This is a genomic window from Pseudooctadecabacter sp., assembly GCF_020627745.1.
Taxonomy (GTDB): Bacteria; Pseudomonadota; Alphaproteobacteria; order Rhodobacterales; family Rhodobacteraceae; genus Octadecabacter.
On the sequence record NZ_JAHDGE010000015.1, the window covers coordinates 40,407 to 58,643 of the forward strand.

18 protein-coding genes are annotated in these 18,237 nt (G+C 60.3%); 9 read left to right on the plus strand and 9 right to left on the minus strand.

Translation table 11 applies throughout. From position 1 onward, the window contains the following. Positions 1-54 precede the first annotated feature (54 nt). The 6 genes from QZ653_RS08125 to QZ653_RS08150 all read right to left on the minus strand — a co-directional run bounded on the left by QZ653_RS08125 (position 55) and on the right by QZ653_RS08150 (position 5,717). A complete protein-coding gene (locus QZ653_RS08125; protein ID WP_296419327.1) occupies positions 55-579 on the minus strand; it encodes a hypothetical protein in 525 nt (174 codons plus the stop codon). Positions 580-708: 129 nt separating this feature from the next. Continuing rightward, positions 709-1,551 carry a polysaccharide pyruvyl transferase family protein gene (locus tag QZ653_RS08130; RefSeq protein ID WP_296419328.1) on the minus strand — a complete coding sequence of 281 codons (843 nt, stop codon included), beginning with the start codon at positions 1,549-1,551 and terminating at the stop codon, positions 709-711. Beyond that, entirely contained in the window at positions 1,548-2,429 is an 882-nt protein-coding gene (locus QZ653_RS08135; RefSeq protein WP_296419330.1) for an FkbM family methyltransferase, read from the minus strand. Before QZ653_RS08135 ends, QZ653_RS08130 begins: the two co-directional genes overlap by 4 nt. 115 nt (positions 2,430-2,544) lie before the next feature. After that, the gene (sufB, locus tag QZ653_RS08140; RefSeq protein ID WP_296419332.1) at positions 2,545-4,068 is read right to left on the minus strand and encodes a Fe-S cluster assembly protein SufB; all 1,524 of its coding nucleotides are present in this window, start codon (positions 4,066-4,068) and stop codon (positions 2,545-2,547) included. 31 nt (positions 4,069-4,099) lie between these two features. Beyond that, the gene (locus QZ653_RS08145; protein WP_296419333.1) at positions 4,100-5,107 is read right to left on the minus strand and encodes a cysteine desulfurase family protein; all 1,008 of its coding nucleotides are present in this window, start codon (positions 5,105-5,107) and stop codon (positions 4,100-4,102) included. A gap of 151 nt (positions 5,108-5,258) precedes the next feature. Next, the gene (locus QZ653_RS08150; protein ID WP_296419334.1) at positions 5,259-5,717 is read right to left on the minus strand and encodes an Rrf2 family transcriptional regulator; all 459 of its coding nucleotides are present in this window, start codon (positions 5,715-5,717) and stop codon (positions 5,259-5,261) included. A gap of 165 nt (positions 5,718-5,882) precedes the next feature. Here QZ653_RS08150 and QZ653_RS08155 point away from each other — a divergent pair, with 165 nt between their 5' ends. The 8 genes from QZ653_RS08155 (at position 5,883) to typA (ending at position 12,796) form a co-directional block, all read left to right on the plus strand. Further along, complete coding sequence (locus tag QZ653_RS08155) at positions 5,883-6,536, plus strand: alpha/beta hydrolase (protein ID WP_296419336.1); 654 nt, start codon at positions 5,883-5,885, stop codon at positions 6,534-6,536. Further along, entirely contained in the window at positions 6,536-6,781 is a 246-nt protein-coding gene (locus tag QZ653_RS08160) for a hypothetical protein (protein ID WP_296419338.1), read from the plus strand. Before QZ653_RS08155 ends, QZ653_RS08160 begins: the two co-directional genes overlap by 1 nt. Beyond that, positions 6,782-7,186, plus strand: coding sequence for a hypothetical protein (locus QZ653_RS08165; protein WP_296419339.1), 405 nt, complete (start codon positions 6,782-6,784; stop codon positions 7,184-7,186). It abuts the gene before it with no gap. Positions 7,187-7,272: 86 nt separating this feature from the next. Next, positions 7,273-8,448, plus strand: a complete 1,176-nt coding sequence (locus tag QZ653_RS08170; protein WP_296419341.1) for an HD domain-containing protein — start codon at positions 7,273-7,275, stop codon at positions 8,446-8,448. A 105-nt stretch (positions 8,449-8,553) separates the two neighbouring features. Further along, positions 8,554-9,765 carry an NADP-dependent isocitrate dehydrogenase gene (locus tag QZ653_RS08175; RefSeq protein WP_296419342.1) on the plus strand — a complete coding sequence of 404 codons (1,212 nt, stop codon included), beginning with the start codon at positions 8,554-8,556 and terminating at the stop codon, positions 9,763-9,765. Positions 9,766-9,812: 47 nt separating this feature from the next. Next, entirely contained in the window at positions 9,813-10,442 is a 630-nt protein-coding gene (locus QZ653_RS08180) for a YitT family protein (RefSeq protein ID WP_296419345.1), read from the plus strand. 8 nt (positions 10,443-10,450) lie between these two features. Continuing rightward, positions 10,451-10,786 carry a DMT family transporter gene (locus QZ653_RS08185; protein ID WP_296419349.1) on the plus strand — a complete coding sequence of 112 codons (336 nt, stop codon included), beginning with the start codon at positions 10,451-10,453 and terminating at the stop codon, positions 10,784-10,786. Positions 10,787-10,981: 195 nt separating this feature from the next. Next, a complete protein-coding gene (typA, locus tag QZ653_RS08190) occupies positions 10,982-12,796 on the plus strand; it encodes a translational GTPase TypA (RefSeq protein WP_296419352.1) in 1,815 nt (604 codons plus the stop codon). A gap of 257 nt (positions 12,797-13,053) precedes the next feature. Here typA and QZ653_RS08195 read toward each other — a convergent pair whose 3' ends face one another. The 3 genes from QZ653_RS08195 to recA all read right to left on the minus strand — a co-directional run bounded on the left by QZ653_RS08195 (position 13,054) and on the right by recA (position 17,472). Continuing rightward, positions 13,054-13,506, minus strand: coding sequence for an MOSC domain-containing protein (locus QZ653_RS08195; RefSeq protein WP_296419364.1), 453 nt, complete (start codon positions 13,504-13,506; stop codon positions 13,054-13,056). A 14-nt stretch (positions 13,507-13,520) separates the two neighbouring features. Beyond that, positions 13,521-16,172 carry an alanine--tRNA ligase gene (gene alaS / locus QZ653_RS08200; RefSeq protein ID WP_296419355.1) on the minus strand — a complete coding sequence of 884 codons (2,652 nt, stop codon included), beginning with the start codon at positions 16,170-16,172 and terminating at the stop codon, positions 13,521-13,523. Between the two features lie 220 nt (positions 16,173-16,392). Next, positions 16,393-17,472: a recombinase RecA gene (gene recA / locus QZ653_RS08205; RefSeq protein ID WP_296419357.1), complete on the minus strand. Its 1,080-nt coding sequence runs from the start codon at positions 17,470-17,472 to the stop codon at positions 16,393-16,395. Between the two features lie 182 nt (positions 17,473-17,654). On the opposite strand from recA, the gene QZ653_RS08210 reads away from it, so the two are divergent. Next, on the plus strand, positions 17,655-18,237 hold a 583-nt coding region (locus QZ653_RS08210), incomplete at its 3' end, for a gamma-glutamyl kinase (protein ID WP_296419359.1).

Here is an 18,237-nt window from a genome sequence, read left to right on the forward strand (position 1 = left end):
GGAGGGCGCGCGTTGCCGCGGCCCTCTGCATCAGGTTTTCATGTGTCAGGTTGGTTAGGTGACCAGCGTCGCGCTGGCCATCATATCGGCCACCCATGTGGGCGGGTAGAACATCGCGTAGACCTCGGGTGCAAGCGCCACGAGATCCGCCTCGAACAGGAACGCGCCCATAAATCCGGCGGTCTGTACGTGGATCGCGGATTTGCGAAGGCCCAGCACCATCATCGCCAGCAAGCTTAGAACGATGGCCAGCCCAAGCGCCGTTGGTACACCGGTCAACATAGATGCCAGATCGACGCCCTTGCCGGCGGCAAAGGCCATCGCGTCGTCCAGAAATTTGAAGTCCAGCCAACGGGCCACAATCACGCTGATCGCACCGGACACCAGCGCCAGAAGATACAGCAAAATGCCCACTTTCTTCTGTGTGGATTTGGTGCGCATTTTCACGCCCGCCTTGGACAGAAAGCTGCGTTCGTCCTTGTGCGTCGCCAACCCCTCGCCCGGAACGGTCCAGGACGTGGTCTTCCCGCTTTCGATCCGCTTCATGCGTTCGGCAAATGTGGTCGTGCTGACAGCCATTGTCACCGTTCCCTTTGTCACTCGCGTTAACGATTAGCGGTGACGTAGGGCTGAAATATGGCATACCCGCGGCGTGAGCACGGCGCAAACGAAGGATTTTCAGGGTCGGCAATGGCGGATCAAACGGCATCATGCGGTCTCCTCCTGCACCAAACCCCTAGGAAAACTGGCATAAAGTGCCTCTTTCGCCTGCAAAATCCCCTCCACATAGGGCAGATCACCTGTCGGTGCGGCATTGGCCGTCGCCTCGATTTCTGCGGCGGTGATCGGGGGCTGCAATGCACGGCCAATTCCGGCGGCGTAGTCGTAAAATTTCAGCGTCGCCGCCGCGTGGATGCCCATAGGGTCCAGCCACGTGTTCGGAATGCCAAAGGCATCTGCGGTCACCAGCCCGTGCAGGGACTGGCTGATAATGTGGGAACACGACGCAATTTCGCGCACCACACGCATGGGGACCTCGTCGCGCACATCAATCAGCTTGATACGCGGATTGTCGGCGGCAATTTTGCGCAAACGCGGATCATCGGCGTAATGCATATGCGGAACCAGCCCCACAATATCGTCGCGGCGCGGGGCCTCGCCTGCGGCATCCGCGATCAACAGCCCCGTGTCGCCAAAAACCCTGTCCTCACGCTGTAACAATGCCGCTGTGATCGGGCCGCGCAACAGCGCCACGCGCACATGGTTCAGGAACGACAGATCCTTCAGGCCGGTCATCGTGCCCGTTCCCCAGATAAAAGGCTTGCGGCCCGTTTCGCGCGGCGCAATCTGATGGGTTGCAACCGACCGCATCAAACTGCCAAGCGCATACATCTCGCAGCTGGCATGACCGGACCATCTCACGTCACGCCCCGACACATGCGAGACGATTTCGGCAGATATTCCATCGCCGAAATTGGCCTCCTTGCGATACCAGAACAGCCGCAGGGGCGATTGGTAACGCATGGTTGGGGTCGGGGCCGTCACAGTCATGCCGTCGCCTTCATCATCTGCGCGGGCAACAAGGGGACGAACCGTTCGGCCACGTCGCCTGCCGCATCACCACGCCGCGCCAGCTCGTCCAGACAATGCAGCGCCAGATCAAAGCTGTCGAACATCACCGTCGCCGCAATCGCCAGCTGTTTCAGCTGATGGGAGGTCACGATCGAAATGTCCTCGATGTTGCGAATATAGACAGCATCGCCATCCAGCAGCTGTGATCCAACCGCCTTGCGGTCCAGCTTGCGCCACTGGGAATGTTTGACCGGCAGCGCCTTCTGGGTCTGGAATTTATGCAACTGGAACCCCTGGGCACGCAGTTCCAGATCCAGCTCCGCCCAAAGAGGCTCCCCCTCATACATGCGGATAAACCGCACCTCGGGGATCACGACCATGGCCTCGGACAACCTGTCGCGCCCACCTTCCACCACCGACAATTCACCGCCCTGAAGGTCCATCTTCAACACGTCAACACGCGGCAAGTCATCCAGACTGTCGATGGTGACAAGGTCCATCTCCATCTTGGTCACCTGCTTTTCATACCACCGTTCGCGACCCAGAAAATCCGCTGTGGGGCGGTAGATCGGAAACAGCGAAGACAAAACTGCGAACTCATGGGCGTAGAACGTGCCTTTCCCCTCCGGCCCGATGGCTTGGGGAAAATAGGTGGCACGGTCGTTTTGCACCTTTTGCAGATCGGCAAAGGCCTTGGGGTTCGGTTCAAATCCCCAGACATGGCACATCTGCCGGTCAATCAGCGGCTGGTAGGCCGGCACATTGATCGGGTTCGCCCCCACATCAAGGATTTTCATATCCTTCGGGTCCAGTTCGTCTTTCAGAAAGGACAGCCGGTCGGCAGTGGTCCGTGCCATCGCCCTAAATCCCCGCCCCGTCTGCCGTCTTCATGACCATGATCCGCCGCCTTTACCCCATGACGGACATTCCCGTTCCCGGAAAATGCCCCCCAAACCCCGTGTGAGGGTCCGGTTACCCCACAGACCCTTCCAACGAAATCGCAACCAGTGCCTGCGCTTCCATGGCGAATTCCATCGGCAACGCCTGCAACACGTCTTTGCAGAACCCGTTGACGACCAAAGCCACGGCTTCTTCCTCGTCCATGCCACGGCTGCGGCAATAGAACAGCTGATCGTCGTCCACCTTGGATGTGGTCGCCTCATGTTCCACGCGGGACGAATTGTTCTTCACCTCGATGTAAGGCACTGTATGCGCCCCGCATTTGTCGCCAATGAGCAGGCTGTCACACTGGGTGTAATTGCGGCTGTCCTTGGCTTTGGGGTGCATGGACACAAGGCCACGGTAGGTGTTCTGCGCCTTGCCCGCACTGATGCCCTTGGACACAATGCGCGACTTGGTGTTCTTGCCCAAATGCACCATCTTGGTGCCCGTGTCGGCCTGCTGCATGTTGTTGGCAATGGCGATGGAATAGAACTCACCCTGACTGTCGTCCCCGCGCAAAATGCAACTTGGGTACTTCCACGTCACGGCAGACCCGGTTTCCACCTGCGTCCACATCACCTTGGACCGGTCGCCCCGACAATCGGCCCGTTTGGTCACAAAGTTATAGATGCCACCTTTGCCGTTCTCATCGCCCGGATACCAGTTTTGAACGGTAGAATATTTCACCTCGGCATCGTCCAGAATGACAATCTCAACCACCGCGGCATGCAGCTGTGCGATGTCCCGCTGGGGCGCCGTGCAGCCCTCAAGGTAGGACACATAGGACCCTTCTTCGGCAATGATCAGCGTGCGTTCAAACTGGCCGGTGTTTTCGGCATTGATGCGGAAATAGGTGGACAGCTCCATCGGGCATTTCGTGCCCTTGGGGATGTAGACGAACGACCCGTCCGAAAAGACCGCCGAATTCAACGTCGCATAGAAATTGTCCTGCACCGGCACGACAGAGCCGAGGTATTTCTTCACCAGCTCAGGATGCTCTTTGATCGCCTCTGAGATCGAACAGAAGATCACGCCAGCTTTCTTCAATTCATCCTGAAAGGTCGTGCCCACAGAGACGGAATCAAACACCGCATCCACCGCGACCTTGCGCGGCGCATCGCCCATGTTTTCCGCCCCTTCAACACCTGCCAGAATGGCTTGTTCTTTCAGCGGAATGCCCAGTTTTTCGTAGGTCGCCAACAGCTTCGGGTCGACTTCATCCAGCGATTTGGGCTTCACCTCCATCGACTTGGGTCGGGCGTAGTAATATTGATCCTGAAAATCAATTTCAGGGTAATCGACCATCGCCCATTCAGGCTCTTTCATCTCCAGCCAGCGGGCATAGGCGGCCAGACGCCACTCCAACATCCACGCAGGCTCTTCGTTCTTTTCCGAAATCAGGCGCACGATGTCTTCGGTCAGACCCTTGGGCGCGTACTCCATCTCGATGTCGGTGTTCCAGCCGTACTTGTAATCGCCGCCCAGCTTCTTGACCGCATCCACGGTCTCCTGCTCGACACCTTCTTTGACTTCAACCTGATCCACGACGTTCATCGGTCTCTCCTGCTCTATCCCGCTTAAGCGCTCATGCCGACCGAAGCCGGTGGCGCTGCAATTTATCTGTCCAGACATCCACGAACCGTGTGACATCCTCATGTGTCGTCTCGGGGCCTAAAGACACCCGAATGGCACTGGCCGCATCGGCCGCGCTATACCCCATCCCCATCAACACGCGGCTGGCCTTCACCTTGCCGCTCGAACAGGCTGATCCGGCCGAAATCGCAAACCCCGCCAGATCCATGGCCATCACCTGCGTTTCACCCTTCCAGCCGGGTGTCAGCAGGCAAGATGTGTTGGGCAAACGGGCCACCTCTTTCCCGACTAAAATAGTCTCCTTTGAGGCAGCCTCAACCCCACTTTCTAGAATATTTCTAAGTTCTTCCACGCCGGTCCAAACACCCGCTTCCAGATCGCCCATGGCGGCTTCAATCGCAGCCCCCATTCCGGCAATCCCGATCACGTTCTCTGTCCCCGACCGGCGCCCCATCTCCTGTCCGCCCCCGTGCTGAAGGGCTGCAATATCCACGCCGTCACGGACAATCAATGCGCCAACGCCCTTTGGGCCGCCAAACTTATGGGCCGACAGAATGGCAAAATCAGCGCCAGTCCATGAAAAGGCGAACGGCACGCGGCCCACAACCTGCGTCGCATCCAGCAGATCGGCCCCGGCCACATCCGCCATGATCCCCGTCTCACCGGACGCAACACCCACCGCGCGCAGCGGCGCATCGCCCGCGCGCCGATGCACCCAAAGCGCATCATGGGCCGCCGGATCAACCTCAACGCCCCCCGCGACGTACCGCAAAAAAGATGCCGCTTCCGTCGCGCCGGACGTGAACACCACCTCGGCTGCAGTGCACCCCACAGCCTGCGCCACCTGCGCACGGGCACGTTCAACGACAGCCTTGGCTGCACGCCCTTCGCCATGGACCGACGACGGATTGCCCACCACATCCATCGCCGCCACCATCGCGCCCTGCGCCTCCACCCGCAAAGGCGCCGTGGCGTTGTAATCCAGATAAACGCGGCTCACGATACACCCAATCCCGCAGACCCTTCATTCTTCTGATCCGAAAACTCCGGGGGGTAAGGCCGCAGGCCGAGGGGGGCTGGCCCCCCTTTCCCACGCCCGCCGCAGGCGCTGATCGCAAGATCATCCAGACCTCTCATGCGTCCCCCGCCCCTCATTCGTCCACAACCTCAAACAGATTGGGCACCGCAGGACAGGGCGCCAATTCATTGCCCACGACATCCGACAACCGTGTCTGGTGCAAAAACACATAGACATGCGCGCTCAACCCCTCCCACAGCCGGTTCGTCATGCTCTGCGCGCGGCTGCCCGACACAGCCCCCGACGCACCTGCACCGGTGTGCATGGCCGACACTGTCTCATCCACGGCGGACAAAATCTCCACCACGCGAATGTCCGACGCCGCCCGCGCCAGCTTGTAACCGCCCCCCGGCCCGCGCACACTCTCGACCAGTCCCGCCCGGCGCAGCTTCACAAACAACTGCTCCAGATAGGGCAGCGAAACGCCTTGCCGGCGGCTCAACTCCCCAAGGCTCACCAACTGGTCGGCAGGCTGCAGCGCAATATCGGCCAAAGCCACCATCGCATAGCGCCCCTTGGTGCTTAATTTCATAGCCAAACCCCCGGGTCCGGCGACCAGAGGCGTTGACGCCGCCCCCTCCCGCCTTTACTTGAAAACAACCCGCACGGGCAGACCACCGCCCACGCGAATTAGAATCTTTCTAAAGTGCCTGAGCGTTTCCGTCAACAATCAAGCCAAACCAACGAACGGACCAAAATGCCCGAAGTCATCTTTCCCGGCCCCGAAGGCCGCCTCGAAGGCCGCTACCACCCGCAAAAGGAACGTGATGCACCGATCGCCATCGTGCTGCACCCGCACCCCCAATTCGGCGGAACGATGAACAACAAGGTCGTCTACAACCTGCATTATGCGTTCTATAACATGGGCTTCACGGTCCTGCGGTTCAACTTCCGCGGCGTGGGCCGCAGCCAGGGCGAATACGATCAGGGCGTGGGGGAGCTGTCCGATGCCGCCTCCGCCCTCGATTACCTGCAATCCATGAACACCAATTCCAAACACTGCTGGGTCGCGGGCTTCAGCTTTGGCGCATGGATCGGGATGCAACTGCTGATGCGTCGCCCTGAAATCACGGGCTTTATCTCGGTCAGCCCACCGGCCAATATGTACGACTTCAGCTTCCTGGCCCCCTGCCCGTCGTCTGGCCTGATCATCAATGGCGCCGCCGACCGCGTGGCCCCACCGGCTGACACGGTGAACCTCGTCAACAAACTGCACGAACAAAAAGGCATCACCATCACCCACGAAGAGGTCGAAGGCGCAGGTCACTTCTTCGAAGACCCGCACATGGACCCGATGATCGGCTCCGTGCAATCCTACGTCAAACGCCGCCTGACGGAGACAACCCGCTAATGTCCGACAGCCTGACCAAACTCGCCTCCAAAATGGCCGATGACGTGCTTGAGGTGCAGGACATCACCGGCGAAGACCGTTTGTTTATGGAACTGGCCGAGGTGATCGGCTCTGCCTCCCAAACCCTCGAAGAGGCGTTCCTGACCGAGGTCCGCATCCGCCTTGCCGAACGCACCGGCCGCCGGTTCCTGAACCAAAAGATCGCCGAGGCCAAGGCCGCCCAACAAGGCGGCACCGCTGGCTAGATGCAACCTGCTGATCTGCCTCTCATCCCCCTGCTTGACGGCACCCATGCGGTCGTTCAGGCGGATGAGGTTGCAGGCACCTCCGCACGCCTGTTCCTCACCCTGACCCGCGCAACCCCAGCGCAAACGCCGTCCCCGCTTGGCGCTGCCGATGTCATCGCCGTCATCACCATCAACACCACCGATGTGCCCTGGCCCATCGCCGGCTACGACGCCATCCCGCGTCTGACAGCCCCGCTGAGCGACGCGCAGACCACACCGCAGGATCCCGCCATCGCCGAAGCGCTGGCCAATGCGCTCCATGGCCTTTACCCATGGGACGGCTTCCCCGACCCTGCGTTCTTTGACGCCTTCCTCACCGGCCCGCGCCCCGATACCATCCGCCTCACCTCCCAGATGCCTTAGGTTATGTGGCCCCCCTTCATCTGGCCCGAAAAACTCCCGCCGGAGGCGCACATCAGCCCCCCGCGATCCCGCCTCTGAAAGCCCCCATGCCCATCCCCACACCTGCACAACGCATTTCCCACCAACTGGCCTTTCTGGTCGAGGCTGACAAACTCAAATCCGTTACCCGCGCCAATCCGCTGGCCGATGGCTCGCGTCTGGAAAACACCGCCGAACACAGCTGGCACCTGTGCCTTTGGGCGCTGGTCTTCGAAGACCAGTCCAAAGGCGCGAACCTGCCCCGCGTGTGGCAAATGCTTCTTCTGCACGATCTGGTAGAAATCGACGCGGGCGACCACCCGATCCATCTGCCCCGCGACGAAGACGCCATCGCCGCCGCCGAAGCCGCCGCCGCCACGCGTCTGTTCAAACTGCTGCCCGCCGATCAGGCCGTGGCCTACCGCACCCTCTGGGATGAATTCGAGGACGGCACCAGCACGGACGCCGCCTATGCCCGAATGCTCGACAAGGCAGCGCCGATGTTTCTGGCGCTCTCGAACCCGGCCATGACGCCCACCGACCGCGACGTACTGCACCAGATCCAGACCACGGGCCGCTTCGGGCACCTCAAGGATGACTGGCCAGAGGTCTTTGCGCTGGCCCATGACACCCTCAACCGCCGCCAGCCCGTCGTCTCCGAAACCCTCGCCGCACGGATGCGTTTCGTGATGGAGGCCGACCGCCTGAAATCCGTCCTGCGCGGCACCACGCTATGTGACGGGTCGCGCCGTGAAAATTCGGCTGAGCACAGCTGGCACATCATGCTCTGGGCCATGACCTTGCAGGAACATTGCGCCCAGCCTGTACGCATCGACCGCGTGCTGCACATGCTGCTCCTCCATGATCTGGTGGAAATCGACGCAGGCGACAATCCGATCCACGGGGATTTCGACGCCGACGCCGTCGCCGCACAAGAACAGGCCGCAGCCGACCGCATTTTCGGCCTGCTGCCACCCGTCCAATCCGCGCCCCTGCGCGCCATCTGGGACGAATTCGAAGCCGCGCAGACCCCCGACGCGGTCTTCGCCAAATCCCTCGACCGCGCGCAGCCGCTGGTCTGCAACCTGCAATCGGGCGGCGGGTCCTGGCGCGACTACAATGTCACCCGCGACCAGATCGAGGCCCGCGTGGCCCTGAAAGTCAAACGCGGCGCGCCCGCCCTTTGGGAGGCCCTGCGCCCCGACATCGACGCCTGGTTCGCCGCCAACACGCCGGTCGGGTAAGCGGCCCCGACCCAAGACGTATACAATCGCATACATCCCCTTTCCTTGACACGCCGAACGCGGTAGCTGACCGTGACACCAGCACAAGCCAAGGGAAATCTCATCATGGACAAGATCAAGGTCACCGGACAAATCGTTGAAATGGATGGCGATGAAATGACCCGCATCATGTGGGCCTTCATCAAGGACAAACTGATCCTGCCCTATCTGGACGTGGATCTGCTTTATTACGACCTCGGCATGGAAAACCGCGACGCCACGGACGATCAGGTCACCATCGACGCCGCCGAAAAAACGCTTGAGGTCGGCTGCGCCGTCAAATGCGCCACCATCACCCCCGACGAAGGCCGGGTTGAGGAATTCGGCCTCAAGAAGATGTGGAAATCCCCCAACGGCACCATCCGCAACATCCTGGGCGGTGTGGTCTTCCGCGCGCCGATCATCTGTAAAAACGTGCCCCGTCTTGTGCCGGGCTGGACCAACCCGATCGTGATCGGGCGTCATGCCTTTGGCGACCAGTACAAAGCCACCGACATGAAATTCCCCGGCCCCGGCAAACTCACGATGAAATTCGTGGGCGAAGACGGCGAAGTCATTGAACATGAGGTCTACGACGCCCCGTCATCCGGCGTCTACATGGGCATGTACAACCTCGACAAAAGCATCGAGGATTTCGCCCGCGCGTCCTTCAACTACGGCCTGAACCTCGGCTGGCCGGTGTATTTAAGCACCAAGAATACCATCCTGAAACAATACGACGGCCAGTTTATGCTGATCTTCCAGCGCATTTTTGACGCAGAATTCAAGGACGCCTTCGAAGAGGCCGGCATCTGGTACGAACACCGCCTGATCGACGACATGGTGGCCTCGGCCATGAAATGGTCCGGCAAATTCGTCTGGGCCTGCAAAAACTACGACGGCGACGTGCAATCGGACACCGTGGCGCAGGGCTTCGGCTCACTGGGCCTGATGACCTCGCAACTGATGACGCCAGACGGCAAGATTGTGGAGGCCGAGGCCGCCCACGGCACCGTCACCCGCCATTACCGCCAGCATCAGGCGGGCGAAGCGACCTCCACCAATTCCATCGCCTCCATCTACGCCTGGACCGGCGCCCTGAAACACCGCGCCAAACTGGACGAAAACGACAAGCTGACCCATTTTGCGGAAACGCTGGAAAAAGTGATCGTCGACACGGTGGAATCCGGTCACATGACAAAGGACCTCGCCCTGCTGGTCGGTCCCGATCAAAGCTGGCTGACCACCGAAGGGTTCTTGGAAAAGATCGACCAGAACCTGCAAAAGGCACTCGCCTGACCCCAGCGCACTGGACAGCCCCCACCGCAACGCCTAGCTGTGGGGGCATGTCCGACGACACCCGAACACCACCCAAAAACAGGCCACGGCGCCACACCCTTCTGGAAGATATCCAAGGGCTGCTTACGGGCACGACCATGGCCGCTACGGGGCTTGTCCTATTGACGCATCTGGGCCTGATCACCGGCCAGACCGCAGGCCTCGCCCTTTTGATCAGCTACGCCACAGACACCAGTTTTGCTGTGGTATTTTTCGCGGTGAACCTGCCGTTTTACTGGCTGGGGTTGCAACGCATCGGCCTGCGATTTGTGATTAAAACCTTCATCGCGGTGATCCTCGTGTCAGGATTTTCCATCCTGTTCCCGCCCCTGATGACCTTCAAAACCCTTGATCCGATCTTTGGCGTAGCCCTTTTTGGCCTTTTGACGGGCGCGGGTCTTTTGGCGATCTTTCGACACGGGGCTTCCTTGGGCGGGGTCGGTATTCTGGCCCTTTACATCCAGGACAAAACTGGCTTTCGCGCAGGGTTGGTGCAACTGGGCTTTGACGCCTGCATCTTCCTCGCGGCCTTTTGGGTTCTGCCTGTCAAAGCGGTCTTACTGTCCATGCTGGGCGCGCTCATCGTGAACCTGATCATCACCTTCAATCACCGCAAAGACTGGTACGTCGCCACCTGAGGTCCGCCATGCCCACCCATTTCATCACCCTGATCGTCGCCGTGATCTTTGAAACCATAGGCACCACCGCGCTTCCGGCAAGCCAGCAGTTCACCAAACCGCTGCCGTCGCTCATCGTGGTCATCAGCTACGCCGCCGCCTTCTATCTGCTGGCCCTGACCCTCAAACACATGCCCGTGGGCATCATGTATGCCATCTGGTCCGGCTCCGGCATCGTGCTGATCGCGCTGATTGGCTGGGTGGTCTTTCGCCAGACCCTCGATCTGCCCGCGATCCTCGGCATGACGCTGATCCTCGCGGGCATCGTCATCATTCAGCTGTTCAGCAAAACCGCCGCCCACTGACGCGCATCCACACTCATCTCGCAAACCCCGCTTCTTTGGTTCTCAAATATGCCGGGGGGAGGCCGCAGGCCGGGGGGCAGCGCCCCCAACCCCAAAACAATAAAGCCCGCCCAGCGGACATTCAGATCACACCCCCTTTGCTTTTGCAGCAAGGCGCGATATGGCCCGCCCAACTCTTATATCAGGACGTCACCCATGGAACTCCGCAATATCGCGATCATCGCACACGTTGACCACGGCAAAACCACGCTCGTGGATGAATTGCTCAAACAATCCGGCACCTACCGCGACAATCAGGCGACCACCGAACGCGCCATGGACAGCAACGATCTGGAACGCGAACGCGGCATCACGATCCTCGCCAAGGCGACGTCCGTGGAATGGAAAGACCACCGCATCAACATCGTCGACACCCCCGGCCACGCCGATTTCGGCGGCGAGGTTGAACGCATCCTGTCCATGGTCGACGGCGTGGTTTTGCTGGTGGACGCCGCCGAAGGCCCCATGCCGCAGACGAAATTCGTGACCTCCAAGGCGCTGGCCTTGGGCCTGCGGCCCATTGTGGTCCTTAACAAGGTCGACAAGCCCGACGCGGAGCCTGACCGCGCGCTGGATGAATGTTTCGATCTCTTTGCTTCGCTGGATGCGACCGAAGAACAGCTTGATTTCCCGCATCTCTACGCCTCCGGTCGCTCGGGCTGGTGTGACGCAGAGTTGGACGGGCCACGCGAAAATCTCGATGCGCTCTTTGATCTGGTTCTGGACCATGTTCCCGCCCCCAAACAGGTCGAGGCGCGCGATGAACCCTTCCGTATGCTGGCCACGACACTGGGCTCCGACCCGTTCATTGGCCGCATCCTGACGGGCCGTGTTGAAAGCGGCACCTTGAAGGCGGGCGAAACCGTCAAAGCGCTGAGCCGCGAAGGCGATCTGATCGAAAACTTCCGCTGCACCAAAATCCTCGCCTTCCGTGGTCTGGGCCAGCAGCCCATTGATCAGGCCGAAGCAGGCGACATTGTCACGCTGGCCGGCATGACCAAAGCCACCGTGGCCGACAGTATCGTCGCCACCTCCGTCAGTGATCCCCTGCCCGCGCAGCCCATTGACCCGCCCACCATCACCGTGACCTTCGGCATCAACGACAGCCCACTGGGCGGTCGTGACGGCAAAAAGGTCCAATCCCGCGTCATCCGTGAACGTCTGATGAAAGAGGCCGAAAGCAACGTGGCCATCAAGATCACCGATACCCCCGGCGGTGAGGCGTTCGAGGTTGCCGGTCGCGGCGAATTGCAGATGGGTGTCTTGATCGAAAACATGCGCCGCGAGGGGTTCGAGCTATCTATTTCCCGCCCGCAGGTGCTGTTCCAAGACATCGACGGCGTAAAGCACGAACCGGTTGAGGAAGTCACCATCGACGTGGATGACGAATACTCCGGTGCTGTGATCGAAAAGCTGACCGGTGCCCGCAAAGGCGATCTGGTCGAGATGAAACAGAACGGTGGCAAGACCCGCATCATCGCCCATGTCCCCTCCCGCGGGTTGATCGGCTATCACGGTGAATTCCTGACCGACACGCGCGGCACAGGCGTCATGAACCGTGTGTTCCACGAATGGGCCCCCCACAAGGGCCCGATCCCGGGCCGCCGCGCGGGCGTTCTGATTTCCATGGAAAACGGCACATCCGTGGCCTACGCCATCTGGAACCTTGAGGACCGTGGCAAATTCTTCATCGGCGCGCAGGAAGCGGTCTATCAGGGCATGATCATCGGTGAACACAGCCGTGAAAACGACCTTGAGGTGAATCCGCTGAAGGGCAAAAAACTGACGAACGTGCGGGCGTCGGGCACCGATGATGCCGTGCGTCTGACCACCCCTGTGAAGATGTCGCTGGAAGAGGCGATTGCCTATATCGACAACGACGAATTGGTCGAAGTGACCCCCAATGCCGTGCGTCTGCGCAAGCGGTATCTGGACCCCCATGAGCGCAAGCGCATGGCGCGGTCTGAGTGAATTGGTGGATCGGATGAGCTTCGCTCATCCGATCCGCTGGGGCGCTGCCCCAGACCCCGAGGTATTTAAGAACCAGAGAGTTCGAGCCGTCTAGGAAAACCTCCAGTGGAGGTTTTTAGGCGAGAACGGGCGGAGCCCAAGGCCGTATTGGAGAGGCCCCAGTGGGGCGTCTCAGGCGCAGAATGGTCGGGACCAAGCCGTCTCGGAAAACCTCCAGTAGAGGGTTTTGGCCGAGAACGGGCTGGCAAAACTAGGTTTTAACCGGCCCGCGTTACGCGATCACCCACCCGAATAAGCCCCGGTTCCAGAACCGTGGCACACCAGCCGCCGTGGCCGCGCATGGCGTTGTAACTCCCTGGCCCCAAGGCCTTTTCCATCCGTGAACAGGGCGCGCAGACGGTGGTAAATTCCACCACTGCCCCGCCGATCCGCACCGGATGATTGCGCAATGCCGTGAGGGTAATGCCGCTGATCACAAGGTTTCGACGCAGCTGGTCCGGCGCAATGCTGTCCAACCGCGCGAGCGCCGCGATCACCGGCAGATGCTCTGCCTGTATCAACGTCAGCGCCCGTTTGCCCGGCCGCGCGTGATCTCCGGCCAGCCCGTCCTCCAACAGCTCAGCGGCCTCAACCGATATCAGAGGCTCCAGCCGCGCGGGGCGCAAGCCGATCCAGTCGACACGGCCGGCGCCGGCATGGGTGGCCAGCATGTCTGCAAAGGCGCTCACCCCTGCAAGACAGCCTCAGCCGCGGCGATCGCTGCATCGGCGTTGGCCGCATCCTTGGCCCCGCCCTGCGCCATATCCGGACGGCCACCGCCGCCCTTGCCACCCAGTTCGACCACGGCGGCCTTGACCAGATCAACAGCACTGACCTTGTCTGTCAGATCCGAGGTCACCCCCGCCGCCACGGCGACCTTGCCGTCGGCATCGGCAATCAACAGGACAGCGCCGCTGCCCATGGCGGATTTCATCTCGTCAATCATGCCGGGCAAATCCTTGCCGGTGACGCCCTGCATGACTTGCGCCTTGAACGCCACGCCGTTGATGGTCTTGGCCGCATCCGCCTCGGCCTTGCCGCCGCCCATCGCCAGTTCGCGACGCAGCTGTGCCACCTCATTGGTCAGCGCCTTGCGCTCCTCCAGCAGGGATTTCACGCGCTCGGGCACCTCAGCCGCCTGCGTTTTCAGCGCCAGCGCCGTTTGCGCGAGGGTCTGGTCCTGCCCTTGCAGATAGTCCAGCGCCGCCTGCCCCGTCAGCGCCTCGATCCGGCGCACACCGGCCGAGGACGCACTGTCACCCAAAGTCACAAAAGCACCAATGTCGCCCGTCTGGCGCACATGGGTGCCGCCACAGAGCTCCAACGACCAAGTGTCGCCGTTCACGCCCTTGCCCGTGGGCGCACGGCCCATCGACACCACGCGAACCTCATCACCGTACTTTTCCCCGAACAGCGCCTGCGCACCAAGCGCACGGGCATCATCCGGCGTCATAATGCGCGTTTCCACAGCCGTGTTCTGGCGGATCATCGCGTTGACCTGTGCTTCGATCTTGCGCAGATCCTCAAGGCTGACCGCCGCGTTGTGGCTGAAATCAAACCGCAAACGATCCGGCGCATTGAGCGACCCGCGCTGCGCCACGTGATCGCCCAAAGCCTCACGCAGGGCTTCGTGCAACAGGTGCGTGGCCGAATGGTTCGCACGGATGTCCGACCGGCGCCCGTGGTCGACCGCCAGTTCCGCGCCTTGGCCACGTGTCAGCGTGCCTTCGGTCACTTTGGCCATGTGCAAGAAGACGCCTGCGACCTTCTTGGTGTCGGTCACCTGCGCCACGCCGCTGTCGGTCTTGACGGTGCCGGTGTCGCCCACCTGACCACCGGATTCCGCATAGAACGGCGACTGGTTGAAAACCAAAGCGACCTCATCGCCGACCGACGCCGCATCCACCGCGTCCGCGCCCTTGACCACCGCCAAAAGCTGCCCCTCAGCCGTCTCGGTTTCGTAGCCAAGGAATTCCGTCGGCCCATGTTGATCGGCCAGATCAAACCAGATCGCCGCATCGGCAGCCGCCCCCGTGCCGGACCATGCCGCACGCGCCTTGGCCTTCTGGGCCTCCATCGCGGCGTCGAAACCTTCGGTGTCTACACCGCGCCCCTTTTCGCGCAGCGCATCCTGCGTCAGATCGAGGGGGAAGCCATAGGTATCATAGAGCTTGAACGCCGTCTCACCGGGCAAATCCGCACCCTCGGCCACATCCTCCAGCGCGTCATCCAGCAGTTTGAGGCCACGGTCCAGCGTGGTCTTGAACCGGATTTCTTCATTCAAAAGTGTATCTTCGATCAGGGTCTGACCTTGGCCCAATTCCGGGTAGGCCGCGCCCATCTCGCGCACCAATGCGGGCACCAGACGGTGCATCACGGGGTCCTGCGCGCCCAGCAAATGCGCATGGCGCATGGCGCGGCGCATGATGCGGCGCAACACATAGCCGCGCCCCTCGTTCGACGGCAGCACGCCTTCTGCGATCAGGAAAGACGTCGACCGCAAATGGTCCGCGATCACGCGGTGATGCACGTTCTGATCCCCGAACGGATCGGTGGACGTGGCATGGGCCGACGCCTCGATCAGGGCTTTGAACAGGTCCGTTTCATAATTGTCATGCCCGCCCTGCAACAGCGCGCCAATCCGTTCCAGCCCCATGCCGGTGTCGATCGACTGCATCTCAAGGGGTTTCATCGTGCCGTCTTCGAACTGTTCATTCTGCATGAACACGACGTTCCAAATCTCAATAAACCGGTCGCCGTCTTCATCCGCAGATCCGGGCGGCCCACCCCAGATGTGATCGCCGTGATCGTAGAAAATTTCCGTACACGGACCACAGGGCCCCGTAGGCCCCATCCGCCAGAAATTGTCATCCGTGGCGATGCGGATGATGCGGTCTTCGGGCACGCCAATCTTGCGCCACATCTCAAAGGCTTCATCATCGGTGTGATAGACCGTTGTCAGCAGCTTCGACTTATCAATCCCGAAATCCTTGGTCAGCAATTCCCACGCAAAGGGAATGGCCTCGGTCTTGAAATAATCCCCGAAGGAAAAATTCCCCAGCATCTCGAAAAACGTGTGATGGCGCGCGGTATAGCCCACGTTATCAAGGTCATTATGCTTGCCACCGGCACGCACGCACTTCTGGCTGGTGGTCGCACGCTGATAGGCGCCGCTTTCCACACCGGTAAAGCGGTTCTTGAACTGCACCATGCCCGAATTGGTGAACATCAACGTCGGATCATTGCGCGGCACCAGCGGGCTGGAGGCCACAACCTCATGCCCCTGCCGTTTGAAATAATCAAGAAACGTCGAACGAATGTCGCTGAGGCTGGTCATGGGAAGTCGGTCCTTACAAACTGTCCCGCCTCAAATAGCCCTGCGGTCCCGCACTGTCCACAGCCGCCGCGCGCCCCTTGTCTTTGTCTTGTAAATATCCCGGGGGAGCGCGGAACGCGCGGGGGCAGCGCCCCCAAATCGAAACAGTGGCAGCGCCCCCTAACCAAACAAAAAAGCCGGCCCCAAGGGGGCCGACCTTTATCTCACATCGCAGCGCGGATCAGTCTTCCAGAAGCGCGCCGTCATCCTTTTCGTCCGCACCGGGCTGGAAATCAAAATCCAACCCGTGGGCCGCGCGGATCTTGTCCTCAATCTCCAGCGCGGTGTTGGTGTTTTCCTTAAGGTAGGTCTTGGCGTTTTCACGCCCCTGCCCGATCCGTTCATCCCCGTATGAGAACCACGACCCTGATTTTTCAACCACACCGGCCTTCACAACAAGGTCCAGCAGTTCCCCCATCTTCGAGATGCCTTCGCCATACATGATGTCGAACTCCACCTGTTTGAACGGTGGCGCGACCTTGTTCTTGACGACCTTGACGCGGGTGGCGTTGCCCACAACCTCATCACGGTCCTTCAGCGCGCCGATGCGGCGGATATCCAACCGGACGGAGGAGTAGAATTTCAGCGCGTTGCCACCCGTCGTCGTCTCGGGGGATCCGAACATGACGCCAATTTTCATGCGGATCTGGTTGATGAAGATAACCGTGCAATTCGTGCGGTTGATCGACCCGGTCAGCTTGCGCATCGCCTGGGACATCAGACGTGCATGCACGCCAACAGAACTGTCGCCCATGTCGCCCTCAAGTTCGGACTTGGGCGTCAAAGCGGCGACGCTGTCGACCACAATCATCGACACCGCACCGGACCGCACCAGCGTGTCCACAATCTCAAGCGCCTGTTCACCGGTGTCGGGCTGTGAAATCAGCAACTCGTCCAGATTGACACCCAGCTTTTTGGCATACCCTGGGTCAAGCGCGTGTTCGGCGTCCACAAAGGCACAGACGCCGCCCTTTTTCTGCTCTTCAGCGACGCAATGCAGCGTCAGCGTGGTCTTGCCGGAGGATTCCGGCCCATAAATCTCGACGATCCGGCCTTTCGGAATGCCGCCAATGCCAAGGGCAATATCAAGGCCAAGTGACCCTGTGGATGTGCTTTCAATCTCCTGCACGGCATTGCCGCCCAGCGTCATGATGGATCCCTTGCCGAACTGACGTTCGATCTGGGCCAGCGCTGAATCCAGCGCCTTTTGTTTGTCCGAAGACTTCTTGTCTGCCATCTTGAAAAGCTCTGCCGTTGCCATGATTTGCGTCCTTATCCCATGCCCCTCAAGGGGCTGCAATTGATTGCTTCGTTCACCTCTTGTTCTCACTCTTATGAGATCAAAAAGAGAACATTGCAATTAAAATCGTTCACATCTCACCTTTCGCCAAGATTGGTTAAAGAGTAGTTTACACCAAAGATCGGGAGGAGTGACGGCCCCAAATGCTTGTTTTCGCGAAAGAAAAACTGGTCTTTCTGGCCGCCCCAAAGACCGGAACCACCGCATTGGAGGGCGCACTGGCGCCACATGCGGATGTTGTCATGCGCAATCCGCCGATTCTCAAACACACGCCCGCCTATAGATATCACCTCCGTCTGCGCCCCTATTTCGAGGTCTCGGGCCTGAAGGATCTGTCGCTGGTCTGTGCGCTGCGCGAACCGGTCAGCTGGCTGGGAAGCTGGTACAGATACCGCCAGCGCCCCGATCTCGACGGGGCGGCCAACAGCACCAGGGATGTCACCTTCGACCGCTTTGTCGATGAATACTGCAAAGGCGCGCCTGCGCCCTTCTCGGACACATTGGGATATCCGCCCAAATTCATTCGCCAGACCGACGACATCATTGTGGACCACCTGTTTCAGTATGAACAAATGGACAAACTGGTCGCCTTTTTCGAGGAGCGGCTGGATGTCTCATTAAACCTCAAGCAGATCAACGTATCGCCTGCCGGCAATCTGGATCTATCGGCCAAAACCGAAGCCAAGCTGCGCCGCAAACGCGCGCAGATGTTCGACGACTGGGAAA